We start from the raw sequence: 25,668 nt of genomic DNA, 5'->3' as shown, positions 1-25,668 counted from the left end.
TATTTTAACACCTAATTCAAACCAACTCTTTTAAAAAGTAAGTCTGGAAGAAAATTGAGAAAATTAATTTTTATTTTATGTCAAGTCAACCTCTCAAAATAATTGCCATGATTCCCGCGCGATATGCCGCCACCCGTTTCCCGGGAAAATTGATGCAGGACCTGCATGGCAAATCAGTAATTCTTCGCACTTACGAAGCCGCCAGGGAAACAAATCTTTTTGATAAGGTCTATGTTGTGACAGATAGTGATATTATTTTTGAAGAAATCACTAATAATGGCGGTAAAGTGATCATGAGCAGGAAGGAACATGAATGTGGAAGTGACCGTATTGCCGAAGCTGTAGAAGACATGGATGTGGATGTTGTGGTAAATGTACAGGGAGACGAACCGATGATAGACACAGAAAGTCTGCGGTTATTATTAGATGTTTTCCGCGGGAAGGATGCTGATCTTATTGATCTTGCCTCTTTAAAAACTCCACTCAGGGAAAATAAGGACATAACCAATCCCAACAATGTCAAAGTAATTACTAACAAAGAGAATTTTGCTCTTTATTTTTCCCGTTCTCCCATTCCATATCCACGCGATGAGGAATCGGGAGTTACCTGGTTTAAACATGTTGGAATCTATGCTTTTAGGAAGCAGGCCTTAATGGATTTTTACCGTCTGCCAATGCTGAAGCTTGAGGCTACGGAAAAAATTGAATGCATCAGGTATCTCGAATACGGAAAGAACATTAAAATGGTGGAAACTACTGTTAAAGGTGTAGGTATAGATACTCCTGAAGATCTTGAGGAGGCGAGGAAAATCCTTTCCGGAGAAAAAGAGTAGCAAAAATCACATTTTTGACACTTTGGTACAGTAAAAATTTCTCTGCTACTACACACTTAAAAATATTTATCTTTGATTAAAACTAACCTTTGACGATTATGAAAAAAATTCTGTTTATCCTGTTTGCAGGGCTTATGAGCAACTTTGCTGTCGCCCAAGTTGAAGTACCACCACCGAGCCCTTCTGCTAAAATTGAGCAGCAGGTAGGTCTTACCGATGTAACTGTAGAATATGCCCGGCCGGGGATGAAGGGCAGGACAATTTTCGGCGACCTTGTTCCTTATGGTGAAAGATGGCGCACCGGGGCAAATAACAACACTACTATTTCCTTTGATACCAATGTTACTATAGATGGGCAGGAGCTTGAAGAAGGCACCTATGCTATTTATACTGTTCCACGCGAAAATGAATGGGATGTGATTTTCTACAAAGACAACAACAACTGGGGGCTTCCGCAGGAATGGGATGAAGATAAAGTTGCTTTAATAGCAACAGCGCAAGTGCAGGAAATGCCTATGTCTATGGAGACTTTTACTATTCTTATAGATGAACTTCAAACTAATTCTGCATCCCTTAACTTCATCTGGGAAAATACATTGGCTACTCTGGACTTTGAAGTACCTACAGATGAGCGGGCCATGGCCAGCATTCAGCGGGTGATGAACGGTCCTACTGCGGGAGATTACTTTTCTGCAGCTACGTACTACCATGACGAGAAAAAAGATTTAAATAAAGCTTATGAGTGGATTCAGAGAGCCGTAGAATTAGCGGGGGATGATGCTTTTTGGGTAATAAGAAGAAAAGCTTTAATTGAAGCCGATCTTGGAATGAAAGAAGAGGCTATCGCTACTGCCAAAAAATCACTGGCTGCTGCCGAAAAAGCCGGAAATAAAGATTATGTGAAAATGAATATGGATTCCATTAAAGAATGGGAAGGGCAATAACATTCGGTTTATAAATTCATTAAAAGCGGCTGAAAAGCCGCTTTTCTTTTTTAATAGTCCAATTTAATTTCTTTTCTAATCTGGTCCAGCAGCGAGATTAGCTCCAGGCTTTTCTCAAAAGTCATGACGTCACTTTCTGTTTTGCCCTGTCTCAACATTTCCTGAACATGCCTCGCCTCATATTCGTAACCAAAAGAGGCAACATCAAAACTTTTGATTTCAGTTCCTTCCGGAGTTGTGATTACGATAGTGGAAGGATTGTGCCATTTGGCGTGGATTGCAATCGTTGCTTTTTCCAACTCAAATTCAGCAGTTGTGGGAGTGTTTTTGATAATGTTGCTATGCAATTCGGCTGTAGCTCCGCTGGAGTAGGAAAAAGTGACATCGCAAACTTCATCTATCCCGGTCTTTCCGAGCTGTGCTTTTGCTTCGATTTTTTCTGGAATTCCAAGGGTGTGCAGGGCGAGAAAGACAGGATAGATGCCAATGTCAAGCAAGCTGCCACCTCCAAGACTCTTCCTGAAAAGTCTTCCGTTTTCGTCGTAAGGCGCATTAAAACCAAAGTCGGCGGAAAGCTCTTTGATCCTGCCATATTTCCCGCTTTGCAATACTTCCACCAAATGTTCTATGTGGGGCAGGAATGGGGTCCACATCGCTTCCATCAGGAACACTCCCTTTTCCCTGGCTACAGATATCATTTCTTCCACCTGTTTTTTATTCATAGCGAAAGGTTTTTCACAAAGAACTGCCTTCCCTGCATTCAGGCAGAGCAGGGTGTGCTCATAATGAAAAACGTGAGGTGTTGCCACATAAACCACATCGATCTCCTCATCCTGCAGCATTTCTTCATAGGAACCAAAAGCCTTTTTAGCACCTGTTTCTTGTGCAAAAGTTTTCGCCCGTTCAAGGGATCTACTCGCAACTGCAAAAAGTTGTGCACCTTCAACTTCTTTGAGACTGGTGGTAAACTTTTTAGCAATCTTACCCGGACCAATTATTGCCCAATTTATTTTATCAGTTTTCATCTTTGGTAATTAGTGTTGCAGGCTTTTGAGGTAAAAATAATTGAAGGATAACAGCGATGACAATAACCAAAAAACACCCTACCAGGTTAAGCCAGAGGTAAGGCATGATATCCTGAAAGTAAAGCCTTATTATAACGACCTGAGTAATAACAGCGGCAATAAAAACAGCATTGCTTTTCACAAACTTTATAAAAAAAGCCAACAGGAATATTCCCAGAACATTTCCATAAAATATGGAACCAATTATATTTACAACCTCAATAAGATTATCGAAAAGATCTGCTATACTTGCCACAGCAATTGCAATAAGACCCCAGGCAAGAGTAAACCATTTTGAAGCTTTGACATAATGACTGTCCGTTCGTTCGCCTTTTACGTTTCTTTTGTAGAGGTCAATAACTGTGGTCGAAGCGAGAGCGTTTAATTCTGAAGCTGTTGAAGACATTGCTGCAGAAAGAATTACGGCAAGTAAAAGGCCTATCAGGCCTCTCGGAAGATTGTTCAGGATAAAATGGATGAATACATAATCCTGATCATTGGTCTCTACATTCGAATTCGCACTGGAAATTATTTGTGTTGCCTTTTCTCTTGTCTCTATTTCAGCCTCATTAAGCTGTAGCATTTCAGCTTTAAAGGTCTCTCTGTCTCCCTCAGAAAATTTTCCGGCGTTGGCGTATTTTATACTTATTTCCTGTTTTTGATCCTGAATCCCTTCCAGTTCCTGCTGAAGTTTTTGGTAGTCCGGAGCATATACCGATTGTGTCACCGCATTAGTCGCCGCCGGATTAAAGTTTAGTGGCGAATGATTAAATTGGTAGAAAACAAAGACCATTACTCCCACCAGGAGAATAAAGAATTGCATGGGAACTTTTAGAAATCCGTTAAAAATAAGCCCTAATTGGCTTTCCCTAACAGATTTTCCGGAAAGGTAACGCTGGACCTGACTTTGATCTGTGCCGAAATAGGACAGGGCAAGAAAAGTTCCCCCTATTATTCCGCTCCAGAAGGTATATCGGTTCTCGAGATCAAAGGAGAAATCAATAATATCTAGTTTTCCACTGGCTCCTGCTATTTCCAAGGCTTTGGTAAAAGTAATTTCTTGAGGTAAATATTGAATGATAAGAACAAGGGCCACCACCATTCCGAAGAAGATCACTCCCATTTGCTGTTTTTGAGTGACATTGACCGCTTTTGTTCCGCCTGAAACAGTGTATATCGTAACTAAAAGTCCTATAATAATATTCAGGGTAGTAAGATCCCATCCTAGAACTGCAGAGAGGACTATGGCAGGTGCAAAAATGGTGATTCCGGCAGCGAGACCGCGCTGTATTAGAAATAAAAAGGCAGTAAGCGTTCTGGTCTTTCGGTCAAACCGCGACTCAAGGTATTCGTATGCAGTATAGACTTCCAGCCGGTAATAAATAGGAATGAACACCATACAAATGATAATCATGGCAATAGGAAGTCCAAAATAAAACTGTACAAAACCCATCCCATCGTGGAAAGCCTGACCCGGGGTAGAAAGGAAAGTAATGGCACTGGCTTGAGTAGCCATCACAGAAAGACCTACAGTCCACCACCTGGCTTCATTTCCTCCACGAATATAATCCTGAACATTTTGACTGCCGCGGGTCTTATAAACCCCATAGGTAACTATAAAAATAAGGGTTCCGGCTAAAATGATCCAGTCGATTTGCTGCATATCAGGAGAAAATGGTCATTAACAGGTAAAAAAATATGATGTAAGCGGCATTAGCTATCAAAACTGCTGAATACGTTTTTTTCCACTGATATTTTTTAAGAGGTTTCATTAATTGGAATTAAAGGTTGGAGGAGAGGCTGAAGCCTCTTCTTTTCCGAGAGAGATCATATTTGCAAAAAGCCTGAAGGCTCCCGGCACTCCTTCAGGAAATTCTCTAAAAAAGCTAAGCCCGGTATAAATAAAATATCCTTTGCCGTATGAAGCTACGAGCAAGCTTCCTTTTTTTGGAGTTTCTCCCTTGTCATTCATCGCCAGGATAGGTGTAAACTCAGGTGCCCATTGATCCGGGAAATAAAGCCCACGTTCCTGAACCCAACCTTCAAAATCTTTCGCACTAATTTTGTTTGGAAAGTTGAGAATGGGATGATTTGGGGCAAGAAAGGTAATTTCAGCATTCTCATCTGTCACCCTGTCCCGTGAAAGTTCTAGCTCATAAGGAGCGAGTTCCTCGGTGACAAGTCCGTGGCTGGTGTTGTATTGCACAATGAGATTTCCGCCTTGATCAACATATTCAAAAAGTGCCTGCTGCCTGTAACGTAGCTCCTCAACAGTATTGTATGCTCTTATTCCTGTAACTACCGCGTCGTATTTATTCAAGGTTGAGGGAACAATATTCTTTGGATCAATTACATCAACAGAATAACCTATTTGTTCCAGCGCCTGAGGTACCACGTCTCCTGCTCCCGGAATATACCCAATCAAATTTCCCCTTTTTTGGATATCCAGTTTTACAAATTGTGTCTTGTTAGGCAGCACGAGCGTTTGAAGTGGAATGTGCGGATAATCCATTTGAACTACCGATTTGGAATATTTTGTTCCATTCACTACTGCAATTGGATTAAAATTCACTTGATCCTGTCCTGCAGGAGGCTGTACTTCAAAAAGGAAAGTCATTTCCTGACCTTTTTGAAGGGTGTCAAAAATGTGATATTCGGGAGATATTTTCCAACCCGGCATATTTTCATGCGTTAAAGTCCCTGAAATATCATTCTGCATAGCCTTTACTGTAACAGGAATCATCTCCGGCTTCTCTTTGGCAAAAACCATGACCTCGATCCCGGCGGTAACAGAAACTTCCGGCACTACCTCAAAAGGCCTATAGGTTTCTCCCGTAACAGGATCATTAGACTTATAAGTAATATTTCTTTCAAATGGAATATTTTCATCATTGATCCTCACCACAAATTCCATTTTTAATTCCCGCGGCGTTTCTGGTAGACCAATAAGTTCTTTATTTTCCACTTTGTACATTCCAAGGCTTCCATTTTCATTAAGCCAGTAAGGACTTGTGAAATTGAGATCTGTGGGAATTACAAAATCTAATTTTTCAGTGGAAGGGCGATTATTAGCAAGAGAAAGATCTATAGGAATTTCTTTTTGTTCCGGAAGTAGTTTAATAGAAACCAGTTGCGCCGTAATATTGCTTCTGTTTACGGCCTCCAGATTTAATTCCACCTCTTCTCCAGGCGTAGCGAGGGAAGAACCGGCCACAGCTTCCAGGTACAGACCCATTGAAGCCGTAATAATATCTTTGATTTGGTCCGACTTAATTTCTTTCCAGTGCTGGTCCTCCAGGTTTTGGATTAATTTGTAAGCTTTTACTAATTCGGGTACACTGGCTGCGGGATCTTTAAAGTTGAAGTTCTTTTGAACCCGATTGAGGATCTTTCCAATTTCTTTTCCTCCTTTTATGCGGGTCCAGGATGTATTGATACCGTGAAAAATATTATTGTTGTTTTTTGGATGTTCTCCTTCAAGAAGCTCGATATATTCTGAAGCAGTTCCTCGTGTGCCGGTGCTCCCAAAGCCTTGGGACTGATGCTGACTTCGACTAAGAGAGGCAATTTCGGTGTTTGACATTCCTTTAAGAGGAAAATAAATTCCGGTGTCAAAAGTTAGGAAATGGGACTTATCGGCTGCATCAAATGCTTCCTGAGATTCATAGAACCAGGGAGAAGTGTTAAAAAACAGCTTTTTTGGCTGCCATGTTCCAAGATCTTCTGCCAGCTGTGGATAAGCCGACTTTTCCCCCGCAAGATCAAAGGCGCGACTGCTTAAAATTGCCGAAGAGGTATGATGACCATGAGTCTCTCCCGCCGAATTAGCATCAAAACGGTTGATAACTACATCTGGCTTAAAGGATCTTATCGTGCGAACAACGTCTTTAAGCACTTCCTCTTCATTCCATAAATTCAGTGTCTCTTCGGGAGTTTTGCTGTAGCCAAAATCATTTGCCCTTGTAAAGAATTGCTCCCCGCCATCGATCTTACGGGCGGCAAGTAGTTCCTGGGTTCTAATCACTCCTAGAAGTTCCCTAAGTTGTGGACCAATCAAATTTTGCCCGCCATCGCCACGGGTCAAAGAAAGATAAGCTGTGCGTGCATTTAATTCATTACTGAAGTAGGAGATAAGCCTTGTATTCTCATCATCGGGATGGGCAGCTACGTAAAGTACCGAGCCAAGGAAGTTGAGTTTTTTAATTTCAGAATATATTTCCGAAGAACTTAATTTTTCCGGTTTTTGGGCCTGAGCAAGTGCCGTAATAAAAAGAAGAACGAGGCATAAAAGCTTCCGCATAAAATTTTCCTTTGATAAGGTTTCAAATATAAAAAGATTCCTCACCAAAACATCTTAGAGAGCATCTTTCCCTTCATCGGCATGATATTCTTTTTCAACTAATGAAACTGCTTTTTGCAGGATAAGATTATTGGGATAAGTGATTAACTCTCCTTCCAAAGTACGCAGGTGCAGGTGAAAGGCGCGAATATCTTCAATAATGGCATCAATGGGCATTTCCTTGTCATGAATTCTGATACGACTACCAATTTTATACGGAAAAGAAAAGAAGAGGATTATACCTGCAGTGATATTACTGAGTATCGACCAGATCGCGAACATTGCCACTCCAATTATAGCGAAGACTGAAGAGAAGATCAGAGCCAGTTCCTGCGGATTGTAACCCCAGGTAAGAGATAAGAAAAAAATAGCCAGAATTGTTACCAGTACATTGATGTACTTAAACATTAACCGTGTCCGGGTCACATGGATCCCGCTTTTGTGACCCACCCGGTTCGCTGTTTTCTTAAGTATGAACTGGAAAATCCATAACACCAGGATAATGGCTATGGTAGTGATAATTTGATTTTGATTGAGAATGAAGATATCTGGCATTCCTGAAATTAATTTTTGTAAATATACTTCTTACGCTTTGTTTTGCTTCGGAATTGAAACAGAAGTTTATTCTGAGATTTCCCGAAGGGTTTGATAAACGAGATGGGTAGGTAATCCTACCACATTGAAATAGCTTCCTGCAATACGTTCTACTCCAATAAGTCCAATCCATTCCTGTATTCCATACGCACCGGCTTTATCAAAAGGCCTGAAATTATCTATATAGAATTGGATCTCGTCTTCTTCCAGTTCGCTGAAGGTTACCCGTGTAATTGCATGTACGGTTTTCTGCTTTTCGAGGGTCTTGAAACAAACTGAAGTTATTACGTCATGCGTTTTCCCTGAAAGAGCTTTGATCATTTCCAGGGCCTGTGCAGGATCCTGTGGTTTTTCAAGTGCTGCTCCTTCATGCCAAACGATGGTATCACTGGTGACCAAAATATCTCCCGTAGAAAGTTCTCCTTCAAAGGCTGCAGCTTTTAATTCCGCCAGATAATTTGTGATCTCCACGTCCTTCAGTTTTTTTGAATAGATTTCTTCAACCGGTTTTAATCTTATTTCGAAATCAAGACCTAAATCTTTAAAAAACTGTTGGCGCCGTGGAGAAGCTGAAGCCAAAATAATATGATGATCTTTTAATTTTTCCTGTAGCATAATTATAGTAATACAAATTTGTAAAGTCCAATGGATAAAAGTCCTGTAGCCAGAATGAACTTTAGCACCACACTAAGATGGTGGTAATCTTTTATTGTTTCTGCGCCCGGAAGCTTCACCAGGAAGTATAGTAGAGGCCCCATTACCAAAAAAAGTGCATAAAACATTGCCGGCTTGCTTTCATAAAGATAGGTGTATATGTAATAGAGTATCCCAAGAAGTGGAAGCAGTGCAATTCCAAAAATAACGAAATTAGTCCTTTCCCGCCCCAGGAGAACCGGGAGAGTTTTATATCCTGCGTTGTAATCTCCCCTAATATCTTCCTGATCTTTCACTATTTCTCTTAAAAAATTGACCAGGAAAGCAAAGATCGCATAGTCAACCAGTATCAAAAAAATTACTTTTTGAGTGGGAAGATTCTGCGGCGTAATTGCCGGCACCAGGTCGAAAATCCCCACCATCACAATGATCATTCCTACCATAATGCTCACCACGAGGTTTCCCACTAAAACTGTTCCTTTGATCTGCGTAGCATAAAAATACAGAAAGGCCGAAGGAATTATGAATAGCGCCACAAATGATGGTTTTCCTACCAGATTACTGAGGTAAAATCCTATCCCGACCCCTATAATATTTAAGGCTATAAACCAGTTCCAGGCAGCTTTTTCAGAGATTTTTGTTCCTATGATCAGTTTTTCCGGTTTATTTATTTTGTCTGTTGGAATATCATGAAGATCATTGATGATATTTCCTGCAGCTGCAAGGCTTATCATGGAAGTTACCAACAGCGCAAAATCCAAATGACCTAAAGTTGTGTCAATCCCAAATGGTTCAAAAAAGAAATATTTCACCAGTACCTGAGTAATGATGATCATTAAAAGATTTGGAAATCTAATGAGCTTCAAAAATGGCATTATGAGCATGTCTTAGGCAGAAACGAATTTTAAACCAATTATTGAAGTGATAAGAGTGAACAGGAAGAACAATCGCCAGAAATGTATAGGTTCTTTAAAAACAAAAATCCCTATCAAAACAGTTCCAAAGGCTCCTATTCCTGTCCATACGGCATAAGCCGTTCCAATAGGGAGAGTTTGGGTGGCTTTGTATAACAGCGACATGCTTATTGAAAGACAGATAAAAAATCCTATCATCCACCAAAAGGCTACATTTCCCGAAGTTTCTTTTGCCTTCCCGAGGCAGGTCGCAAAGCCTACTTCAAAAAGTCCGGCGATAATGAGGAGGAGCCAGTTCATTTGTGATCATTCCATTTGCCCTGAACTTTCAGGACTTGTTCAATAACATCCCGTACGCAACCTTTTCCGCCTTTTTTGTGAGATACGTATTGAGAAACTTCTTTAATCTCGGCTACGGCGTCCTGGGGGCAGCAGGCCAAACCTACTTTTTCCATGGCGTAAAGATCGGGAAGGTCGTCCCCCATGTAAAGTACCTGATTGGGTTTTATATCGTAAACATCAAAGAATTCTTCCATTTGCTCCACCTTGTCGGGACATCCAAGGTATATATCTGTAATTCCGAGACCTTTTAGCCGGTGACGTACTCCTTCGTTTTTTCCGCCGGAGATTACACAAATCGTATAACCCTGTTCACGGGCGTACTTCATTGCGTAACCATCTTTTATATTCATTGTTCTAAGAAGTTCACCATCGGTGCTAATTTGGATGGAACCATCTGTTAATACGCCGTCGACATCAAAAATGAAAGTCGTTATTTGGGCTAAGAATTCTTTATAGCTTTTTTCCATGGAAGGTTTGTATTGCGGAAGTTAATAGTGTATAAATTTCCTTGTTTTCCCCGGAAGAATCCAGGAGTCGCAAATGAGCATCAATTGTTGAATGGTCATTGCGAATGGCAGGTCCGGTTTGAACCCTGGCAGGGGAAGCCTGTTGTACCTTATTTGCGGTTTCTGAAATGAGCGGCTTCAGAATTTCAAAAGGAATTTCTCCTTTTTGACAGATTTGCTCCCCTATAGCATAAAGGTGGTTCACAAAATTGCAAACAAATACTGCAGAAAGATGAAGTTTTTTGCGCTGCTGTGAAGATATCTCATAAGCCTTACCGGAGATCTTACCGGCGAGATTTCTTAAAAGCTTGAGATCTTCTTCGGAAGTTGCCTCAAGACAGAAAGGTATTTCAGAATAATCCACATCATTCTCCTTTGAAAATGTTTGCAGCGGATAAAAAACACCTCTCCGGGAACAACCTGATAGTGCATCAAGAGCAACCGAACCCGAAGTATGAACAACAAGACCAGATTTGTTTGAGAACTTTTTGGCCACGTCAGAAATAACGTCGTCTTTTAGTGCCATTAGATAAATATCGGCTTCAGCGATTTCCGAAATTTCAGTAGTAACTTCAGTATGCTTTTTAAAGAAACCAAGACTGGCTGCAGAATGATTAAAAACCTGTTTGATCCGGATACCTTCCGAAGCCGAAAAAGCTTTAAAAAGATGTGTTGCCACATTACCGGAACCTAAGACTATAATCTCCATCATGCGGCTAAATTACCAATTTTTTTTACCACTCCTTTTGCTGCTCCTTTAAACCTGAAAATGTGCAGTTAAAAAAATCTTAATTACTCTAAAAATCCATACTTTTGCACCGTTTATAAAAATAATGCCTCCATGCAAAAGAAATTAGCTTCCATCGTATTTTCCACCCGCTTAATGGCCTTTCTATTTATCGTCTTTGCGGTCTCTTTGGGAATGGGAACCTTTATTGAAAACTATTATAGCACAGCAACAGCAAAAGTCTGGATTTACAACGCCCTATGGTTCGAAGTGATCATGGCATTTTTTGTAGTGAATTTCGTGGGGAACATTTTCAGATTCGGCCTTCATAAAAAGGAAAAGTGGTCTTCATTACTGCTGCACCTTTCCTTTATTCTTATTCTGGTTGGAGCCTTTGTGACCCGCTACATCAGCTATGAAGGAATGATGCCTATAAGGGAGGGGAAAACAGAAAATACATTTCTTTCAGAAAAAACCTTTTTGACCACCTTTATTGACGGGGAGATTAATGGAGAGCCACGTAGAAGAGTGGTGGAAGAGGATGTATTACTTGCTCCGGGAGCTTCAAATGAATTTACTTTTAATACAGATTATAACGGGCAGCCGGTAAAACTTGAGATTATCGATTACATCCATGGGGCCGAAGAAGGTCTTGTGGAAGATCCTGAAGGAGAAAATTATTTAAAGATCGTTGAAGCCGGAGGGGGAGACCGTCATGATCATCATATCAAAGAAGGGGAGGTTTCAAATATTCACAATGTTCTTTTTGCCTTTAATAAACCAACAGAAGGTGCCATAAACATTACTCTTGAAGATGGGGAGTATTATATATCCTCTCCATTTGAAGGCACGTATATGAGAATGGCCGACCAGCAGCAGGGAAAGGTTGAGGCAGATTCTGTTCAGACTTTTCTTTTGAGGTCTTTATATAACATGGCAGGAATGCAATTTGTTTTACCCGATCCTGTTGTTAGAGGGGTTTATGATATCATTCCCACAGAGGAGAAAGCACAAGGACAACAAGATGCTGCTGTGGTAAGAATTACTACTGGCGGAGAAACTGAAACTGTAAAATTATTGGGAGGTAAGGGTATAGTGAACGATCCTAAAAAACTTAACATTGGCGGATTGGAATTTTACGTTCAGTATGGGTCTAAATTGTATGAACTTCCCTTTTCTATTAAGTTAAATGATTTTATTGCTGAAAGATATCCTGGCACAGAAAAGAGTTATTCTTCATTCAAAAGTAAGGTCACCGTTATTGATGAGGAGGAGATCTTTGACTACGACATTTTTATGAATCACGTTCTGGATTACGAGGGATATCGCTTTTTCCAGGCTTCCTTTGATCCCGATGAAAAAGGTACAGTGCTTTCTGTAAACCATGATTTCTGGGGAACCTGGATCACATACATAGGATACACCCTTTTATATATTGGCCTTATGTGGATCTTATTTGCAAGAGGTTCACGCTTTGGAGAGCTTAAACAAATGTTGGAAAAAGTGAAGAAGAAAAAAGCCAAGCTACTTACAGTTTTAATGGTTTTGTTTGTCTCCGGGACCGGATTGGCGCAGGAGGATGGGCATGAGCATGAAAATCCTTTGGCAATTCCAAAAGCCCGAATTGATTCCATTATTAAGGCTAATGTGGTTTCCGAAGAACATGCTGCAGAATTTGGCAAACTGGTAGTTCAGGACGCAGGAGGGAGAATGAAGCCGGTTAATACCTATTCCTCCGAATTACTTAGGAAGCTGAGCAAAAGTGATGATTACGAAGGCTTAACATCGGACCAGGTGCTGGTCTCCATGACCGAAAATCCTACAGTGTGGTACAATGTCCCTATTATTAATGTTAAGAAGGACAACGATAGTATCCGACACATTGTAGGAGTGCCCGAAGATCAAGAACATCTTGCCCTTACCAGTTTCTTCGATCAGGAAGGAAACTATAAACTAAGTCCTTATCTGGAAAGAGCTTATATGGCTTCAGTGCCAAATCAGTTTGAAAAAGACTTTATAGAAACCGACAGACGGGTGAACCTGCTGTACAATGCGCTACAGGGTGAAATTTTGAGAATATTTCCAATACCGGAAAATGAAAATAATAAATGGGTCTCTTATCCCGAAGCTGCAGAAGCCGGTTTTAAGGGTATGGATTCGGTATATACCAGGCAAATCCTGCCCATTTATTTCAATGCTGTGCGAACGGCTAAAGAAACGGGAGATTACACCCAGGCGAATGAGTTGTTGAGCAGTATTAAAGGCTTTCAGAAAAAATTTGGAGAGGAAGTAATTCCTTCAGAAGAAAAAATTGAAACCGAGATCCTGTACAATAAGTATGACATTTTCCGCAATCTGTTCTGGATGTACATGCTGGCAGGTGTGGTTATGCTTGTTTTTGTGATCGTTCAGATCTTTAAGGACAGTAAAATTATCCGCGGTTTAATTAAACTGAGTGCGGGTGCCATAATTATCTTTTTTGCCTTACATACTGCCGGACTCATTGCCCGATGGTATATTTCGGGTCATGCTCCAATGAGTGATGCGTATGAATCTATGATCTATGTGGCCTGGGCAACCATGCTCTTTGGATTGCTCTTCGGAAGAAAAAGTAATCTTACCATTGCCTCTACCGCTTTTGTGACTGCGATGATCCTCATGATTGCACACTGGAACTGGATGGATCCTTCAATAGCCAATCTGCAGCCCGTACTGGATTCTTACTGGCTTATGATCCACGTATCGGTAATCGTGGGTAGTTATGGACCATTTACGCTGGGGATGATCCTTGGAGCAGTGGCATTGCTGCTTATGATCTTTACTACTAAAAAGAACAAAAAGCGAATGGACCTCACCATTAAGGAGATCACCATTATTACTGAAATGGCTCTTACCATTGGACTGGTAATGCTTACTATTGGTAACTTCCTTGGAGGACAATGGGCTAACGAAAGCTGGGGACGTTACTGGGGATGGGATCCGAAAGAAACCTGGGCCCTTGTAAGTATTATGGTTTATGCCTTCGTGATCCACATGCGCCTAGTGCCGGGAATGAGAAGTCGTTGGTTATTTAATTTTATGGCGGTGATTTCCTTTGCAAGTATAATGATGACTTACTTTGGAGTTAACTTTTATCTTTCGGGATTACATTCTTATGCCAGTGGAGATAAAGTGATCACTCCGGATTTTATATACTATTCGGTTGCTGTGGTAGCACTTTTAGGAGCAGTTTCCTACTGGAGGTTCACCAAACACTACAAGAAAGGTAAGCGAAGCAGGTTAACGGCAGATTATATTAAAAAGAAAAAGAAAGAATAAAAAAATCCTGCCGAGAGGCAGGATTTTTTTATTTATTTCCTTTTTTAACTAAGTCGGAAAATCATTCAAACTTTCCCTGCTGGTAATCTGCATAAGCCTGTTCAATTTCTTCTACTGTGTTCATAACAAAGGGTCCCTGTGCGACTACAGGTTCGTCAAAGGGTTTTGCATGACCAAATAGTACCGTCGATTCTGCAAGGGCTTCTATTCGCAGATCTTCATCATCATTGTTGAATTCAACCAGGTGGAGGGATTGGACATTTTCTCCATTAATCTTTATTTCTCCCTTAATGATGTAGCACAGGATATTGTGGTCCTGTGGAACTTTGGTTTCAAAAATTCCATCAGATTCAAAGAAAAGTGTGCTGAGGTTAATATCGGTGAGGGTTTCAAAAGCTCCTTTTGTATTATTTAATTGTCCTGAAATCACCTGCGTTTTTACCTTGTCATTGTTAAAAGAAACCACCGGGATATCCTCTTTTTGGAGCCCTTTGTACTTCGGATCGGTCATTTTTAACTTTGCGGGAAGATTTACCCACAGCTGCAGGATCTCCAAAGGCCCCCCTTCTTTTTTAAATTTTTCTGAAGAAACTTCAGCATGGGTGAGGCCTTTGCCGGCAGTCATCCATTGCACTCCGCCGCTTTCGATGACACTTTTATTTCCGCCGGAATCTTTATGAGCAATGTCGCCATCCAGAATGAATGTTACTGTTTCCATTCCGCGGTGGGGGTGAGGGCCAAATGGCAACCCGTTGTTACCCGGCTGGTATCTTTGCGGCCCGTGGTGATTCAGGAACAGGAAAGGGTCTATCATCCTGAGCGATCTCGTAGGCATGGGAGAATAAGTGATAAGATCGGCTATGGGGCGATACTCTGCCTTATAAGTGCGTTTAATGGTTCTCATATTAATATTTTTTAAAAAGATTCAAAAATGTCATTTTTGAATCCTATTCTTTGTTTCTTACGTAGATGAGTTTGTATTTTCCTCTTCCCTGATTCTCTCGAGATTCGATCTCGAATTTATCGATAGAATTGATCATAGGGGTCAGTTTTTGAAAACCGTAGTTACGGGAATCGAAATTTGGCTGTTTCTTTTGCAGTAAACTACCTACGTCACCCAGAAAAGCCCAGCCGTCATCATCGGCAACATCCGAAATTGTGGACGCGATCAAATTGATCACTTTATTTGTGATCTTGTCATAATCACTTTTCTTTGTCGTTTTCTCCTTGCTTGATTCCTTGGATTCATTTTTCAGGATCTCGATGTAGATAAACCGGTCGCAGGCTACGATAAATGGATCGGGAGTTTTCTTTTCTCCGATTCCAATAACATTCATCCCTGCCTCCCGCAATCTTGTGGCGAGGCGGGTAAAATCGCTGTCACTTGAAACCAGGCAGAAGCCATCCACTTTTTGCGAGTACAGGATATCCATGGCATCTATGATCATGGCCGAATCTGTCGCATTTTTACCCTGAGTATATCCATATTGCTGAATAGGAGTTACTGCATTTTCAAGCAGCACATTTTTCCATTTGACAAGGTGTGGTTTGGTCCAGTCACCGTAAATCCTTTTTATTGTTGGGTTGCCGTATTTGGCAATCTCTTCCATCATTTCCTTTACATAGGCAGAAGGAATATTGTCACCGTCAATTAATACCGCTAATCTTACATCCATTAATTTTAACTTTCTTGATTATCCTATAAAGATAGGGAAATGATGCCGACCCTGCAGAGGAGGGAGGAGGATTAGGATTTTTTTAGCAGAGGGGAAAAGCTTTAAAAAAGTTATGCCTTAAAAATGGCATTTTTCAGGAGTTATCGGTTTCGTGAGGTTCGATGTGAATTAAAACATCAGCTATTTCGGGCATTTCATGCAACAGTCGATCCTTAAGATTATGAGCAATCTCATGTCCCTCATTCACCGAGAGCTCTCCGTCAACAATAACATGGAGATCCACATGATAAGTCATTCCGGTCTTACGAATAAAACATTTTTCGGTCTCTATTACTCCCTTTTCTTTTAGAGAAATTTCTCTAATCTCCTCTACCATATCGTCGTAAAGATGTTCCTCCATTATTTCTCCAAGAGCGGGTCTTAGGATCAAAAAGGCGTTATACAGGATGAAACCTGAAGCAAAAAGCGCAGCCCAGTCATCTGCCGTTTCGTAGCCTTTGCCCATAAAAAGCGCAATAGATATTCCAATGAAAGCCATGAGGGAGGTAATGGCATCACTGCGGTGGTGCCAGGCATCGGCTTTCAAGGAACTGCTGTTAGTTTCTTCGCTTTTCCTGTTGATAAACCGGTAGAAGATCTCTTTGGTAAGAATTATTGCGGCAAGGACAATAAGAGTGTACGGTTCAGGAACTTTATGTGGGGTCTGAATATTGTCAATGCTTTCCATCACAATAATAGTGGCCGACACAACAAGAAACCCTACTACGGCAAAAGTAACAAGAGGTTCTACGCGACCGTGACCGTAAGGATGATTCTCGTCTGCCGGGCGTGCTGAATATCGTAGTCCGAACAGCACCAGCAGGCTTGCAAAAACATCTGTTGTGGATTCTATAGCATCTGCTACAAGCGCATATGAATTTCCAAAAATGCCGGTTACACCTTTAATTATGGCTAAAGCCGCATTTCCAAAAATGCTGTAATAAGAAGCTTTTATTGCTTTCCGGTGCGATTCGGTTTTCATGAAATTTAAATCTAAAAAGGCTTTTTAGAAACCAATTTAAGCTCATTCTGAATTTACTTCAGAATCTCATTAATCTGATTATTTAAAAGGAATATAACCTGAAACTCCCGAAACATTGGGACAGGTTGACGTAAATCAGACTTTTAAGGGAGGCTCTTACCGTTATTCTTCCTCTTCAGTTGATTCTTCCATGGTGTGATATACATGCTGTACATCATCGTCTTCCTCAAGCTTTTCCAGAAGCTTCTCAACATCGGCAGCTTCTTCAGCAGAAAGACTTTTAGTCACCTGAGGAATATATTCGAATCCGGAGGAGATAATCTCGATGTCGCGGTTCTCCAATTCCTTCTGAAGGGCTCCAAAAGCTCCAAAAGGAGCGTATATAATGATGCCATCCTCATCTTCAAAAACTTCTTCGGCTCCAAAGTCGATTAGTTCCAGTTCCAGTTCTTCTGCGTCAAGACCATCTTTAGGAATCCTGAAGTTACACGTGTGGTCAAACATGAATTCAACAGAGCCTGAAGTGCCAAGGTTGCCGTCACATTTGTTGAAGTAAGAACGTACGTTGGCAACTGTTCGGTTGTTATTATCTGTAGCGGTTTCCACCAGTACTGCAATTCCATGTGGCGCATATCCTTCAAAAAGCACTACTTTATAATCCCCCTGACTTTTATCTGAAGCCCGCTTTATAGCACGTTCGATATTATCTTTGGGCATGTTAACACTCTTCGCATTCTGGATCACTGCCCGCAACCTGGAGTTGGTATCGGGATCTGGTCCGCCTTCTTTAACGGCCATGACAATGTCTTTCCCTATACGAGTGAAAGCTTTGGCCATAGCAGACCATCGCTTCATTTTACGCGCTTTCCTAAATTCGAATGCTCTTCCCATTTCCTATAATTAATTGTTGCGTAAAAATAGGAAAAATCATCAAGCTCCTAAAAAAGATTATTCGCCTGCATCTACTATATTCTCAATGCTTCGGGCGAGTTTAAAATCTTTTTCAGTCACCCCTCCTGCGTCGTGGGTGGAAAGTGAAATTTGCAGTTCATTATAGACATTTGACCAATCAGGATGGTGTTGATGGGCTTCGGCTTCAAAAGCAATCCGCACCATAACCGAGAATGCTTCCTTAAAGTTTTCGAATTGAAATGAGGTGTGAATGGCATTATCTTTAAATTCCCAACCATCGAGTTCTTCAAGTCTGCCGGTGATCTCGTTTTCATCCATTTTTTTCATAATTCCTGGTTTTAATACTTAAAGTTACACAACCTCTTAAAGGCCGAAGGGGAATTAGTAGAAGATTAACAACTACGAAACGAGAGTGCTTGAAACTACATCCTGAATAGAGATCTGTAAATTCTTGGGAAGTAGATTATCCTTTGGAATAACCGCTAAAAAGCGATCGAAATTGGAATCGTAGACATTTTTTAATAGTGGCTTCTTTTCTCCCAAAGTCTCACAAATTTCGGCAATGAGGTCATTGTGGTGAATTAGATCATTACTTCCCAGGTGAAAAACACCCTGCCGGTTTCGGTTAATGATATAATGTAGTTGCTGGGTAACCTTTACTTCATATGTTGCGTTTACCACTACGTTTGAAAACACTTCAATTGCCTCATGCTCTTTAAGTTGGCGCTTTAGTTCATTCACACGGGGTGAACTGGCGCCAAAAACCATAGGCAGCCTTGCAATTATATATTTGTTATTAGGTAATCGTAGCAGTGCATTTTCAATCTTGATCTTAAACCTTCCGTAGACACTCTGTGAAAGTGTTTTATCATATTCGTAGGAAGGATAGTTGGTAAAGGCATCAAAAACATTGGCCGAAGATAGAAAAATGAGCTTCGAGTCCTTATGCTTTTGGATATAGTCTATAATCTCAAAATGGGTATGCACCTGTGCGAGAAAATTCCCGCGGAGAGCAGAAACAATCACATTGGGACGCAGGTTTTCCAGTAGAATACTTATGCTTTCCCGCTCCAGGTCAAATTGATGAAATTTTTGATTTTTTTCAAAAAAAGCATTTTCTGAATGATATGTGGCGTGCGTATCAAAATAGGGGTAAAGCTCCTTATACAGGGAATTCCCGATAAAACCGCTTCCCCCTAAAATCAAAATTCTTTTCAAAAACTATCCTTTATAAAATGGCATTTTCACCACTGTAGCAGGAAGAGTTTTTTTGCGTATCTGAATATTTATTTTGCTCCCCGGCGTGGCCAATTCTACAGGAACATAGCCCATTCCAATACCCTTTTCAAGAGATGGGGACATAGTTCCGGATGTTACATTGCCAATAACCTTGCCATTGTCATCCACGATATCATAGCCCTGCCGGGGAATTCCACGTTCATCAAGTTCGAAACCGATAAGCTTTCGGCCTGGACCATTTTCCTTTTGTTTTTTAAGAGCTTCAGAGTTTACAAAGTCTTTTGTGAACTTGGTGATCCAGCCCAACCCTGCTTCTATAGGAGAGGTAGTGTCATCAATGTCATTTCCGTAGAGACAGAAACCCATTTCAAGTCGAAGCGTGTCTCTTGCGGCAAGACCAACAGGTTTAATACCATAATCGGCCCCGGCTTCAAATACTCTGTCCCAAACCCGTTGGGCATCATCATTTTTCACATAGATCTCGAATCCGCCGCTGCCGGTATATCCTGTAGCCGAAATAATTACATTTTCTGCCCCGGCAAAGGGTGCTACTTCAAAAGTGTAGAATTTTATTTCTGAAAGGTTAACATCTGTAAGAGACTGCATCGCCTCGGCAGCTTTAGGTCCCTGGATGGCGAGGAGTGAATATTCATCTGAAAGATCACGCATGGTTGCATCCATCGAGTTGTGTTGGGAGATCCAGTTCCAATCCTTTTCAATATTGGAAGCGTTGACTACAAGAAGATATTTTTCCTGATTGAAACGATAGATAATTAGATCATCTACAATTCCGCCTTCATTGTTAGGCATGCAGCTGTATTGGGCTTTACCGTCTGTAAGTTTGGAAGCATCGTTAGAGCTTATCTTTTGTATCAAATCCAGCGCATTTTCCCCTGTTATTAGAAATTCTCCCATGTGGGAAACGTCAAAAACGCCCACGGCATTTCTCACGGTTTCGTGTTCAATATTTACACCTTCATAAGAAACAGGCATGTTATAACCTGCAAAAGGAACCATTTTGGCACCAAGTTCTATATGAGTAGAGGTAAGGGCAATATTTTTCATTTGAAATATTATTTTGCGCAAATTTATTAATTTCAGAAAGGAATGAAGGTTTAATGGAGAAATTTTCAATAGAAATAAGTGGGGCAAAGGATGGGGCCACAGGAAATTCTATATTTGTATAACTTTTTAAACCGGGAACCTATGAAGATCCTTAGTGCCAAACAAATAAAGGAGGCCGATAAGCTCACTCTTGAAAAGCAAGGGATTACGTCAACCGAGCTCATGGAAAGGGCAGCAAGCCTTGTTTTTGAGGAGATCCATAAACGCCTGGAGGGAGCTCCTATTCCGGTTAAAATTTTCTGCGGAATAGGTAATAATGGAGGAGACGGACTGGTTGTTGGCCGCCAGTTAATAGAAGCAGGTTACGACGTAACTATTTATGTTGTGAACTACAGTGATCAGCGGTCAATGGATTTCCTGGTCAATTATGACAGGATAAAGAACATTAGCAAAGACTGGCCTACACTATTAAAATCTGAAGATGACTTCCCTGAAATAAATTACGGGGACTTTGTGGTGGATGCCATTTTTGGTGTAGGTTTGAACCGCCCGTTGCCAGGTTGGGTTGCAAAACTTGTGAGACATATCAATGCTTCGGGTGCTTTTATTCTTGCTATTGATATGCCTTCCGGTTTAATGGCCGATGCTGCCGTAGAAGACCGGGAATCGATCGTAAGAGCCAGTTATACCATCACTTTTCAGGTTCCAAAAATGGCATTTTACATGCCCGATACAGCCCCGTTTGTTGGGGATCTTCAAGTTCTGGAGATAGGTCTGGACCCGGAATTTCTGCAAAATGCCCCGGCTGAAGCCCAGCTTATTTCGAAACCTGAAGCCAAAGCCCTCTACACCCCCCGAAAAAGATTTTCTCATAAAGGAACCTATGGCCACGCATTGATAATTGGCGGGAGTTATGGGAAAATTGGCAGTGTATGCCTTACCGCCACTGCCGCATTACGGGCAGGAGCAGGTTTAGTGACTATTTTTGCACCAAAATGCAGCTACGAAATTCTTCAAACTTCACTTCCTGAAGCTATGGTCCTTACCGACCCACATTATGAGATCCTTACCAACTTAAAATTTGATCTTGAGCCAGACGTGATAGGTTTCGGAATAGGGGTAGGGACTAAAAAGGAGACGGTGGAGGCTTTTGAGCAATTGCTAAAAAATTATAATAAACCAATGGTAATAGATGCCGACGGTCTTAACATACTTTCCAAAAATAGTCCATTACTCAACCTTTTACCCGAGGGGAGCCTTTTGACCCCTCATCCTAAAGAGCTTGAGAGGCTAATTGGTTCCTGGAAAGATGATTTTGAGAAACTTGAAAAGGTGAGATCCTTCACTAAAAAGTACAAAATTGTCGTGCTAATAAAGGGCACCTATACTTTTACGGTGACCCCTAATGATATTTTTATTAATACCACCGGAAACCCCGGGATGGCAACGGCGGGTAGCGGAGATGTATTGACGGGGGTGCTTACCGCACTTATAAGTCAGGGTTACGAACCTTTGCGGGCAGCGGTTCTGGGAGTGTACCTACACGGAAAAGCTGGCGATTTGGCTGCCGAAAAAATGAGCTATGAAGGAGTAATAGCAGGAGATATAGCTAAAAATACAGGAGCTGCCATATTTGATCTTTTTGAAACCAAACAAACTAACAATTCCTAATGAGAGATTGCCATTATATAAGTTCATCTGTTCTTGATATCGAAGAAATAAGGGAGATCATAGAAAAAAAACAGAGTCTTGCATTAAGTGAGGAAGCAGTTTACCACATTGAAAAGGCGAGGAAATATCTCGACAATAAGATGAAGGAGAACAAAACCCCCATTTATGGTATTAATACCGGATTTGGATCATTGTGTAATGTGAAAATCTCTTCTGAAAATCTTACTAAACTTCAGGAAAACCTTGTAATGTCTCACGCTTGCGGAACCGGGGAAAAAGTATCAAAACCCATTATAAGGTTGATGCTTTTGCTCAAAATCCAGTCTTTAAATTACGGACATTCAGGAGTATCATTGGAAACAGTGAACAGGCTGATTGATTTTTATAATGAAGATGTATTACCTGTGGTGTATTCTCAGGGTTCTCTGGGCGCTTCGGGCGATTTGGCGCCGTTGGCTCACTTGTCTTTACCATTAATAGGAAAGGGGGAGGTTTATCTCGACGGAAAAATAATTTCTTCCGAAGAAATGTTGAAGAAGTTCGGATGGAAACCCATTACTCTTCAGTCCAAAGAAGGGCTGGCCTTGCTAAATGGCACGCAATTTATGAGTGCTCACGGAGTTTATGCACTTCTTAAGGCTAATCGTTTATCATTATGGGCAGATGTGATTGGAGCTTTGTCTGTGGATGCTTACGATTGCAACATTGCTCCTTTTGATGAATTGGTTCATCTTGTTCGTCCGCACCGGGGACAGATAAAGACGGCCGAAAGGATAAGGAAGATCCTTGCGGGAAGTGAAATAGCCGGGCAAGTAAAACAAAACGTCCAGGATCCTTACTCCTTCAGGTGTATTCCGCAGGTGCATGGCGCGACCAAGGACACACTGGATTTCGTCTATAAGTGCTTTAAAACTGAAGTTAATTCTGTAACCGACAATCCAAATATTTTTGTAGATGCCGATAAGATCATTTCCGGAGGGAATTTTCACGGGCAACCGCTAGCCCTCCCACTGGATTATTTGGCTATTGCGATGGCTGAACTTGGAAATATTTCGGAAAGAAGGATCTACCAACTGGTTTCGGGCTTGAGAGGTCCGGCATTTTTGGTTGATGCTCCGGGCCTCAACAGCGGATTTATGATCCCGCAGTACACAGCTGCAAGCGTAGTAAGCCAGAACAAACAGCTATGTACACCCGCAAGTGTAGATTCCATTGTGTCATCAAACGGGCAGGAGGATCACGTGAGTATGGGGGCTAATGCCGCTACAAAAGTGGTGAAGGTAGTAGAAAATGTTTCTACCGTACTGGCGATAGAACTATATAATGCTTCCCAGGCGCTTTCCTATAGAGGAAAACACAAAACTTCTCCAATGTTGCAAAAACTTATTGATGATTTTAGGAAGGAAGTTCCTTTGGTTAAGGAAGATGTTGTGATGGCACCCTTTATTCAAAAGTCTAAAAAGTTCCTGAAAAATTATTCTTTAACCGATTTTACTTTTGAATAACCGGCTAGATGTTCTTTCATCCATACAATTGCTTCTTCCAGCGAGCTGAAGATTTCAAAGGAGTTTTTGTTTGTGTAGAATTGTTGTTCAAGACGAGCAGTTTCCCGGGTTAGAGGATCTTTAGAAACTACGGCTATTGCTTTTAACTGAGGGTGTTCTGCCGATTCGTGGTAGACCATGGGATTTACAGCATAAGAATTTATCCTGTGGGAGATATATCCAAAAAAATCATCTCCAAAATTTTCACGACCTATCTTCAGGATTTTCCTGTTGGCCTTTACATCAAGGAGAGCACCTTCGCTCATTTCATTTATCAGAATCCGGTCATGAATCCAGATTACTCCGCAGTCCAGTTTAACTTTGTTTGTCATTATTTGTAGGGAATAAGGTCTTAAAATTAGGATAATAATTCGTAACAGATGTAATCAGGATTCGACAAAAAAAGAAGGTCTTCAAAATGTCATTTTTGAAGACCTTCTTTTAAAGAGAGTTAGCGGACTATTTCAGGGAGCCAACCATATCCTTGGGTTTTACCCATTCATCAAATTCATCGGCAGTGACATAACCCAGATTTACTGCTTCCTCTTTAAGAGTAGTGCCGTTTTTATGGGCAGTATTAGCGATCTCGGCCGCTTTATAATATCCTATTTTGGTATTAAGAGCTGTTACCAGCATCAAAGAATTATTCAAGAGCTCCTGGATCCTTGGTTTGTTCGGCTCAATTCCGGTTGCACAATGTTCATCAAAAGATGCACATGCATCCCCGAGTAGCCGGGCACTCTGAAGAATATTCGCTGCCATTACAGGTTTAAAAACATTCAATTCAAACTGTCCCTGCATTCCTCCCACATTAATAGTGACATCGTTCCCAATAACCTGTGCACAAACCATTGTTAGAGCTTCCACCTGGGTAGGATTTACTTTACCCGGCATGATGGAAGATCCCGGTTCATTTGCAGGAATAAGAATCTCTCCAATTCCGCTTCTTGGTCCTGAAGCCAACATCCGTACATCATTGGCTATTTTATTCAGAGAAACTGCGAGTGTTTTGAGAGCTCCGCTGGTCTCAACAAATGCATCGTGGGCAGCAAGGGCTTCAAACTTATTTGGAGCAGAAATAAAGGGGAGTTCAGTAAATTTAGCAATAAACTCAGCTACCCTTTTAGAGTAACCCTTCGGGGTATTTAATCCGGTACCAACTGCTGTTCCTCCTAAAGCGAGTTCAGAAAGATGTGGTAGAGTATTTTCCAAAGCTGTAATCCCGTGATCTAATTGCGAGACATAACCACTAAACTCCTGTCCCAGGGTAAGAGGAGTGGCATCCATGAAATGCGTACGCCCGATTTTTACAACATCCTTAAATTCTTCAGACTTCTTTTTCAAGGTATTACGAAGTTTCTTTACTCCGGGGATTGTCACTTCCACTGTCTTCTTGTAAACCGCAATATGCATTCCGGTAGGAAAGGTGTCATTTGATGATTGTGACTTATTTACGTCATCATTGGGCGAGAGCACTTTATCTCCTTCTCCAATAGTCTTCCCGGCCAGTTGTTGCGCACGGTTGGCAATAACTTCGTTAAGGTTCATATTACTTTGGGTACCACTACCGGTTTGCCAAATCACGAGTGGAAATTGATCATCATGCTTTCCTTCCAGAATCTCATCACAAACTTTGGCTATATAATCCCTTTTGTCAACTGAAAGAGCTCCCAATTCACAATTGGTAAAGGCAGCTGCTTTCTTAAGATAGGCAAAGCCGTAAATGATCTCCAGGGGCATAGAACCCGGCGCTCCAATTTTAAAGTTATTTCTGGAGCGCTCAGTTTGCGCTCCCCATAATTTATCTGAAGGGACTTTTACTTCCCCCATTGTATCTTTTTCTATCCTGTATTCCATGATTGTAATTGGTTTATTACAAATTTACATCTTCGACAAAAATATAAGCACTCAAAAGGGAACAAAATTAGTGTTGATAAAGGAAAAAAATCCTCCAAATTCTCTGGAGTCAGTAGAACAAAAAATAAAATAAAAACTTTTGTGATAACTTCCCAGAGTTTCTATCTTTGGCAAAGATTCAATAAATTAGGAAACATGTTTGAATTTGATCAATATCTGGGCTTTTTAGCTTTTCTTATTATACTTCTCATTGGATTTTGGGTAATGCTATTTTTAACTGCTATAATTCCTTACTGGATTGGAGGAGCTGTTAAAGAGATGCTGGATGAATATAAAGAAAAGAAACGCCTGGAGAAGGAAAAGGCTTAAAAAGGACATAAGGTCCTTTTTTTTGGCATTTGCCAGCCATTATAAAATACAGAAAGCCGTCATTTGACGGCTTTCTGTA

At 41.0% G+C, this 25,668-nt stretch carries 24 protein-coding genes; 6 read left to right on the top strand and 18 right to left on the bottom strand.

The window, feature by feature from the left end; all coding sequences use genetic code 11:
- Positions 1-77: 77 nt before the first annotated feature.
- Positions 78-833, top strand: coding sequence for a 3-deoxy-manno-octulosonate cytidylyltransferase (kdsB, locus tag H148_RS0103985; RefSeq protein ID WP_245583383.1), 756 nt, complete (start codon positions 78-80; stop codon positions 831-833).
- A 98-nt stretch (positions 834-931) separates the two neighbouring features.
- Positions 932-1,777 carry a DUF2911 domain-containing protein gene (locus H148_RS0103980; RefSeq protein WP_029033645.1) on the top strand — a complete coding sequence of 282 codons (846 nt, stop codon included), beginning with the start codon at positions 932-934 and terminating at the stop codon, positions 1,775-1,777.
- A gap of 50 nt (positions 1,778-1,827) precedes the next feature.
- Here H148_RS0103980 and H148_RS0103975 read toward each other — a convergent pair whose 3' ends face one another.
- The 9 genes from H148_RS0103975 to H148_RS0103930 all read right to left on the bottom strand — a co-directional run bounded on the left by H148_RS0103975 (position 1,828) and on the right by H148_RS0103930 (position 10,902).
- On the bottom strand, positions 1,828-2,802 hold the full coding sequence (locus H148_RS0103975; RefSeq protein ID WP_029033644.1) for a Gfo/Idh/MocA family protein: 975 nt from the start codon (positions 2,800-2,802) through the stop codon (positions 1,828-1,830).
- The gene (locus tag H148_RS0103970) at positions 2,792-4,504 is read right to left on the bottom strand and encodes a sodium:solute symporter family protein (protein WP_029033643.1); all 1,713 of its coding nucleotides are present in this window, start codon (positions 4,502-4,504) and stop codon (positions 2,792-2,794) included. Before H148_RS0103970 ends, H148_RS0103975 begins: the two co-directional genes overlap by 11 nt.
- A 108-nt stretch (positions 4,505-4,612) precedes the next feature.
- Positions 4,613-7,141 carry a PIG-L family deacetylase gene (locus H148_RS17165; RefSeq protein WP_051286160.1) on the bottom strand — a complete coding sequence of 843 codons (2,529 nt, stop codon included), beginning with the start codon at positions 7,139-7,141 and terminating at the stop codon, positions 4,613-4,615.
- 54 nt (positions 7,142-7,195) lie between these two features.
- Positions 7,196-7,735, bottom strand: a complete 540-nt coding sequence (locus H148_RS0103955; RefSeq protein WP_029033642.1) for a mechanosensitive ion channel domain-containing protein — start codon at positions 7,733-7,735, stop codon at positions 7,196-7,198.
- Positions 7,736-7,801: 66 nt separating this feature from the next.
- The gene (locus tag H148_RS0103950) at positions 7,802-8,389 is read right to left on the bottom strand and encodes a Maf-like protein (RefSeq protein ID WP_029033641.1); all 588 of its coding nucleotides are present in this window, start codon (positions 8,387-8,389) and stop codon (positions 7,802-7,804) included.
- A 2-nt stretch (positions 8,390-8,391) separates the two neighbouring features.
- A complete protein-coding gene (locus tag H148_RS0103945; RefSeq protein WP_083961565.1) occupies positions 8,392-9,303 on the bottom strand; it encodes a geranylgeranylglycerol-phosphate geranylgeranyltransferase in 912 nt (303 codons plus the stop codon).
- Positions 9,304-9,315: 12 nt separating this feature from the next.
- Complete coding sequence (locus H148_RS0103940; RefSeq protein ID WP_029033639.1) at positions 9,316-9,642, bottom strand: DMT family transporter; 327 nt, start codon at positions 9,640-9,642, stop codon at positions 9,316-9,318.
- Complete coding sequence (locus tag H148_RS0103935) at positions 9,639-10,151, bottom strand: KdsC family phosphatase (RefSeq protein WP_029033638.1); 513 nt, start codon at positions 10,149-10,151, stop codon at positions 9,639-9,641. The genes H148_RS0103940 and H148_RS0103935 overlap by 4 nt, the downstream gene beginning before the upstream one ends.
- Entirely contained in the window at positions 10,135-10,902 is a 768-nt protein-coding gene (locus tag H148_RS0103930) for a Rossmann-like and DUF2520 domain-containing protein (RefSeq protein WP_029033637.1), read from the bottom strand. Before H148_RS0103930 ends, H148_RS0103935 begins: the two co-directional genes overlap by 17 nt.
- Positions 10,903-11,031: 129 nt before the next feature.
- Between H148_RS0103930 and H148_RS0103925 the strand changes: the two genes are divergently transcribed.
- Positions 11,032-14,235, top strand: a complete 3,204-nt coding sequence (locus H148_RS0103925) for a cytochrome c biogenesis protein (RefSeq protein ID WP_037324598.1) — start codon at positions 11,032-11,034, stop codon at positions 14,233-14,235.
- 61 nt (positions 14,236-14,296) lie between these two features.
- On the opposite strand, the gene H148_RS0103920 is transcribed toward H148_RS0103925, so the two are convergent.
- From H148_RS0103920 to gcvT, 7 genes are all read right to left on the bottom strand, one after another.
- Positions 14,297-15,139, bottom strand: coding sequence for a pirin family protein (locus tag H148_RS0103920; RefSeq protein WP_029033635.1), 843 nt, complete (start codon positions 15,137-15,139; stop codon positions 14,297-14,299).
- 43 nt (positions 15,140-15,182) lie between these two features.
- The gene (locus tag H148_RS0103915) at positions 15,183-15,911 is read right to left on the bottom strand and encodes an NYN domain-containing protein (RefSeq protein ID WP_029033634.1); all 729 of its coding nucleotides are present in this window, start codon (positions 15,909-15,911) and stop codon (positions 15,183-15,185) included.
- Between the two features lie 133 nt (positions 15,912-16,044).
- Positions 16,045-16,932, bottom strand: a complete 888-nt coding sequence (locus tag H148_RS0103910) for a cation diffusion facilitator family transporter (RefSeq protein WP_029033633.1) — start codon at positions 16,930-16,932, stop codon at positions 16,045-16,047.
- 162 nt (positions 16,933-17,094) lie between these two features.
- Entirely contained in the window at positions 17,095-17,823 is a 729-nt protein-coding gene (locus H148_RS0103905; protein WP_029033632.1) for a YebC/PmpR family DNA-binding transcriptional regulator, read from the bottom strand.
- Between the two features lie 57 nt (positions 17,824-17,880).
- Positions 17,881-18,171 (bottom strand): 4a-hydroxytetrahydrobiopterin dehydratase, encoded by a 291-nt coding sequence (locus H148_RS0103900; RefSeq protein ID WP_029033631.1) that lies wholly within the window; start codon positions 18,169-18,171, stop codon positions 17,881-17,883.
- Between the two features lie 72 nt (positions 18,172-18,243).
- A complete protein-coding gene (locus H148_RS0103895; protein WP_029033630.1) occupies positions 18,244-19,062 on the bottom strand; it encodes a sugar nucleotide-binding protein in 819 nt (272 codons plus the stop codon).
- A 3-nt stretch (positions 19,063-19,065) separates the two neighbouring features.
- The gene (gene gcvT / locus H148_RS0103890) at positions 19,066-20,148 is read right to left on the bottom strand and encodes a glycine cleavage system aminomethyltransferase GcvT (RefSeq protein WP_029033629.1); all 1,083 of its coding nucleotides are present in this window, start codon (positions 20,146-20,148) and stop codon (positions 19,066-19,068) included.
- A gap of 141 nt (positions 20,149-20,289) precedes the next feature.
- On the opposite strand from gcvT, the gene H148_RS0103885 reads away from it, so the two are divergent.
- Together H148_RS0103885 and hutH are read left to right on the top strand one after the other, a co-directional pair.
- Positions 20,290-21,819, top strand: coding sequence for a bifunctional ADP-dependent NAD(P)H-hydrate dehydratase/NAD(P)H-hydrate epimerase (locus tag H148_RS0103885; protein WP_029033628.1), 1,530 nt, complete (start codon positions 20,290-20,292; stop codon positions 21,817-21,819).
- Positions 21,819-23,324: a histidine ammonia-lyase gene (gene hutH / locus H148_RS0103880; protein ID WP_029033627.1), complete on the top strand. Its 1,506-nt coding sequence runs from the start codon at positions 21,819-21,821 to the stop codon at positions 23,322-23,324. Before H148_RS0103885 ends, hutH begins: the two co-directional genes overlap by 1 nt.
- Here hutH and H148_RS17160 read toward each other — a convergent pair.
- Positions 23,294-23,695 carry a hypothetical protein gene (locus H148_RS17160; protein WP_051286158.1) on the bottom strand — a complete coding sequence of 134 codons (402 nt, stop codon included), beginning with the start codon at positions 23,693-23,695 and terminating at the stop codon, positions 23,294-23,296. The genes hutH and H148_RS17160 overlap by 31 nt on opposite strands.
- 127 nt (positions 23,696-23,822) lie before the next feature.
- Positions 23,823-25,220: a class II fumarate hydratase gene (fumC, locus tag H148_RS0103870; RefSeq protein ID WP_029033626.1), complete on the bottom strand. Its 1,398-nt coding sequence runs from the start codon at positions 25,218-25,220 to the stop codon at positions 23,823-23,825.
- Between the two features lie 195 nt (positions 25,221-25,415).
- On the opposite strand from fumC, the gene H148_RS18665 reads away from it, so the two are divergent.
- A complete protein-coding gene (locus tag H148_RS18665) occupies positions 25,416-25,589 on the top strand; it encodes a hypothetical protein (protein ID WP_029033625.1) in 174 nt (57 codons plus the stop codon).
- Positions 25,590-25,668: the final 79 nt, after the last annotated feature.

This window comes from Salinimicrobium terrae DSM 17865 (assembly GCF_000424665.1).
In the GTDB taxonomy this organism is placed as follows: domain Bacteria; phylum Bacteroidota; class Bacteroidia; order Flavobacteriales; family Flavobacteriaceae; genus Salinimicrobium; species Salinimicrobium terrae.
The sequence above is the reverse complement of the archived record's forward strand: the minus strand, read 5'-3'. Positions and strand labels throughout refer to the sequence as shown.

Bases quoted from the DNA above. Each gene is read 5' to 3' on its own strand.
- H148_RS0103900 (WP_029033631.1), bottom strand. From the start codon at position 18,171: ATGAAAAAAATGGATGAAAACGAGATCACCGGCAGACTTGAAGAACTC.
- H148_RS0103915 (WP_029033634.1), bottom strand. From the start codon at position 15,911: ATGGATGTAAGATTAGCGGTATTAATTGACGGTGACAATATTCCTTCT.
- H148_RS0103920 (WP_029033635.1), bottom strand. From the start codon at position 15,139: ATGAGAACCATTAAACGCACTTATAAGGCAGAGTATCGCCCCATAGCC.
- H148_RS0103910 (WP_029033633.1), bottom strand. From the start codon at position 16,932: ATGAAAACCGAATCGCACCGGAAAGCAATAAAAGCTTCTTATTACAGC.
- hutH (WP_029033627.1), top strand. From the start codon at position 21,819: ATGAGAGATTGCCATTATATAAGTTCATCTGTTCTTGATATCGAAGAA.
- H148_RS0103980 (WP_029033645.1), top strand. From the start codon at position 932: ATGAAAAAAATTCTGTTTATCCTGTTTGCAGGGCTTATGAGCAACTTT.
- H148_RS0103885 (WP_029033628.1), top strand. From the start codon at position 20,290: ATGAAGATCCTTAGTGCCAAACAAATAAAGGAGGCCGATAAGCTCACT.
- H148_RS0103905 (WP_029033632.1), bottom strand. From the start codon at position 17,823: ATGGGAAGAGCATTCGAATTTAGGAAAGCGCGTAAAATGAAGCGATGG.
- H148_RS18665 (WP_029033625.1), top strand. From the start codon at position 25,416: ATGTTTGAATTTGATCAATATCTGGGCTTTTTAGCTTTTCTTATTATA.
- H148_RS0103975 (WP_029033644.1), bottom strand. From the start codon at position 2,802: ATGAAAACTGATAAAATAAATTGGGCAATAATTGGTCCGGGTAAGATT.
- H148_RS0103955 (WP_029033642.1), bottom strand. From the start codon at position 7,735: ATGCCAGATATCTTCATTCTCAATCAAAATCAAATTATCACTACCATA.
- H148_RS0103930 (WP_029033637.1), bottom strand. From the start codon at position 10,902: ATGATGGAGATTATAGTCTTAGGTTCCGGTAATGTGGCAACACATCTT.
- H148_RS0103945 (WP_083961565.1), bottom strand. From the start codon at position 9,303: ATGCCATTTTTGAAGCTCATTAGATTTCCAAATCTTTTAATGATCATC.
- H148_RS0103940 (WP_029033639.1), bottom strand. From the start codon at position 9,642: ATGAACTGGCTCCTCCTCATTATCGCCGGACTTTTTGAAGTAGGCTTT.
- gcvT (WP_029033629.1), bottom strand. From the start codon at position 20,148: ATGAAAAATATTGCCCTTACCTCTACTCATATAGAACTTGGTGCCAAA.
- kdsB (WP_245583383.1), top strand. From the start codon at position 78: ATGTCAAGTCAACCTCTCAAAATAATTGCCATGATTCCCGCGCGATAT.
- H148_RS17160 (WP_051286158.1), bottom strand. From the start codon at position 23,695: ATGACAAACAAAGTTAAACTGGACTGCGGAGTAATCTGGATTCATGAC.
- H148_RS17165 (WP_051286160.1), bottom strand. From the start codon at position 7,141: ATGCGGAAGCTTTTATGCCTCGTTCTTCTTTTTATTACGGCACTTGCT.
- H148_RS0103950 (WP_029033641.1), bottom strand. From the start codon at position 8,389: ATGCTACAGGAAAAATTAAAAGATCATCATATTATTTTGGCTTCAGCT.
- H148_RS0103935 (WP_029033638.1), bottom strand. From the start codon at position 10,151: ATGGAAAAAAGCTATAAAGAATTCTTAGCCCAAATAACGACTTTCATT.
- fumC (WP_029033626.1), bottom strand. From the start codon at position 25,220: ATGGAATACAGGATAGAAAAAGATACAATGGGGGAAGTAAAAGTCCCT.
- H148_RS0103925 (WP_037324598.1), top strand. From the start codon at position 11,032: ATGCAAAAGAAATTAGCTTCCATCGTATTTTCCACCCGCTTAATGGCC.
- H148_RS0103970 (WP_029033643.1), bottom strand. From the start codon at position 4,504: ATGCAGCAAATCGACTGGATCATTTTAGCCGGAACCCTTATTTTTATA.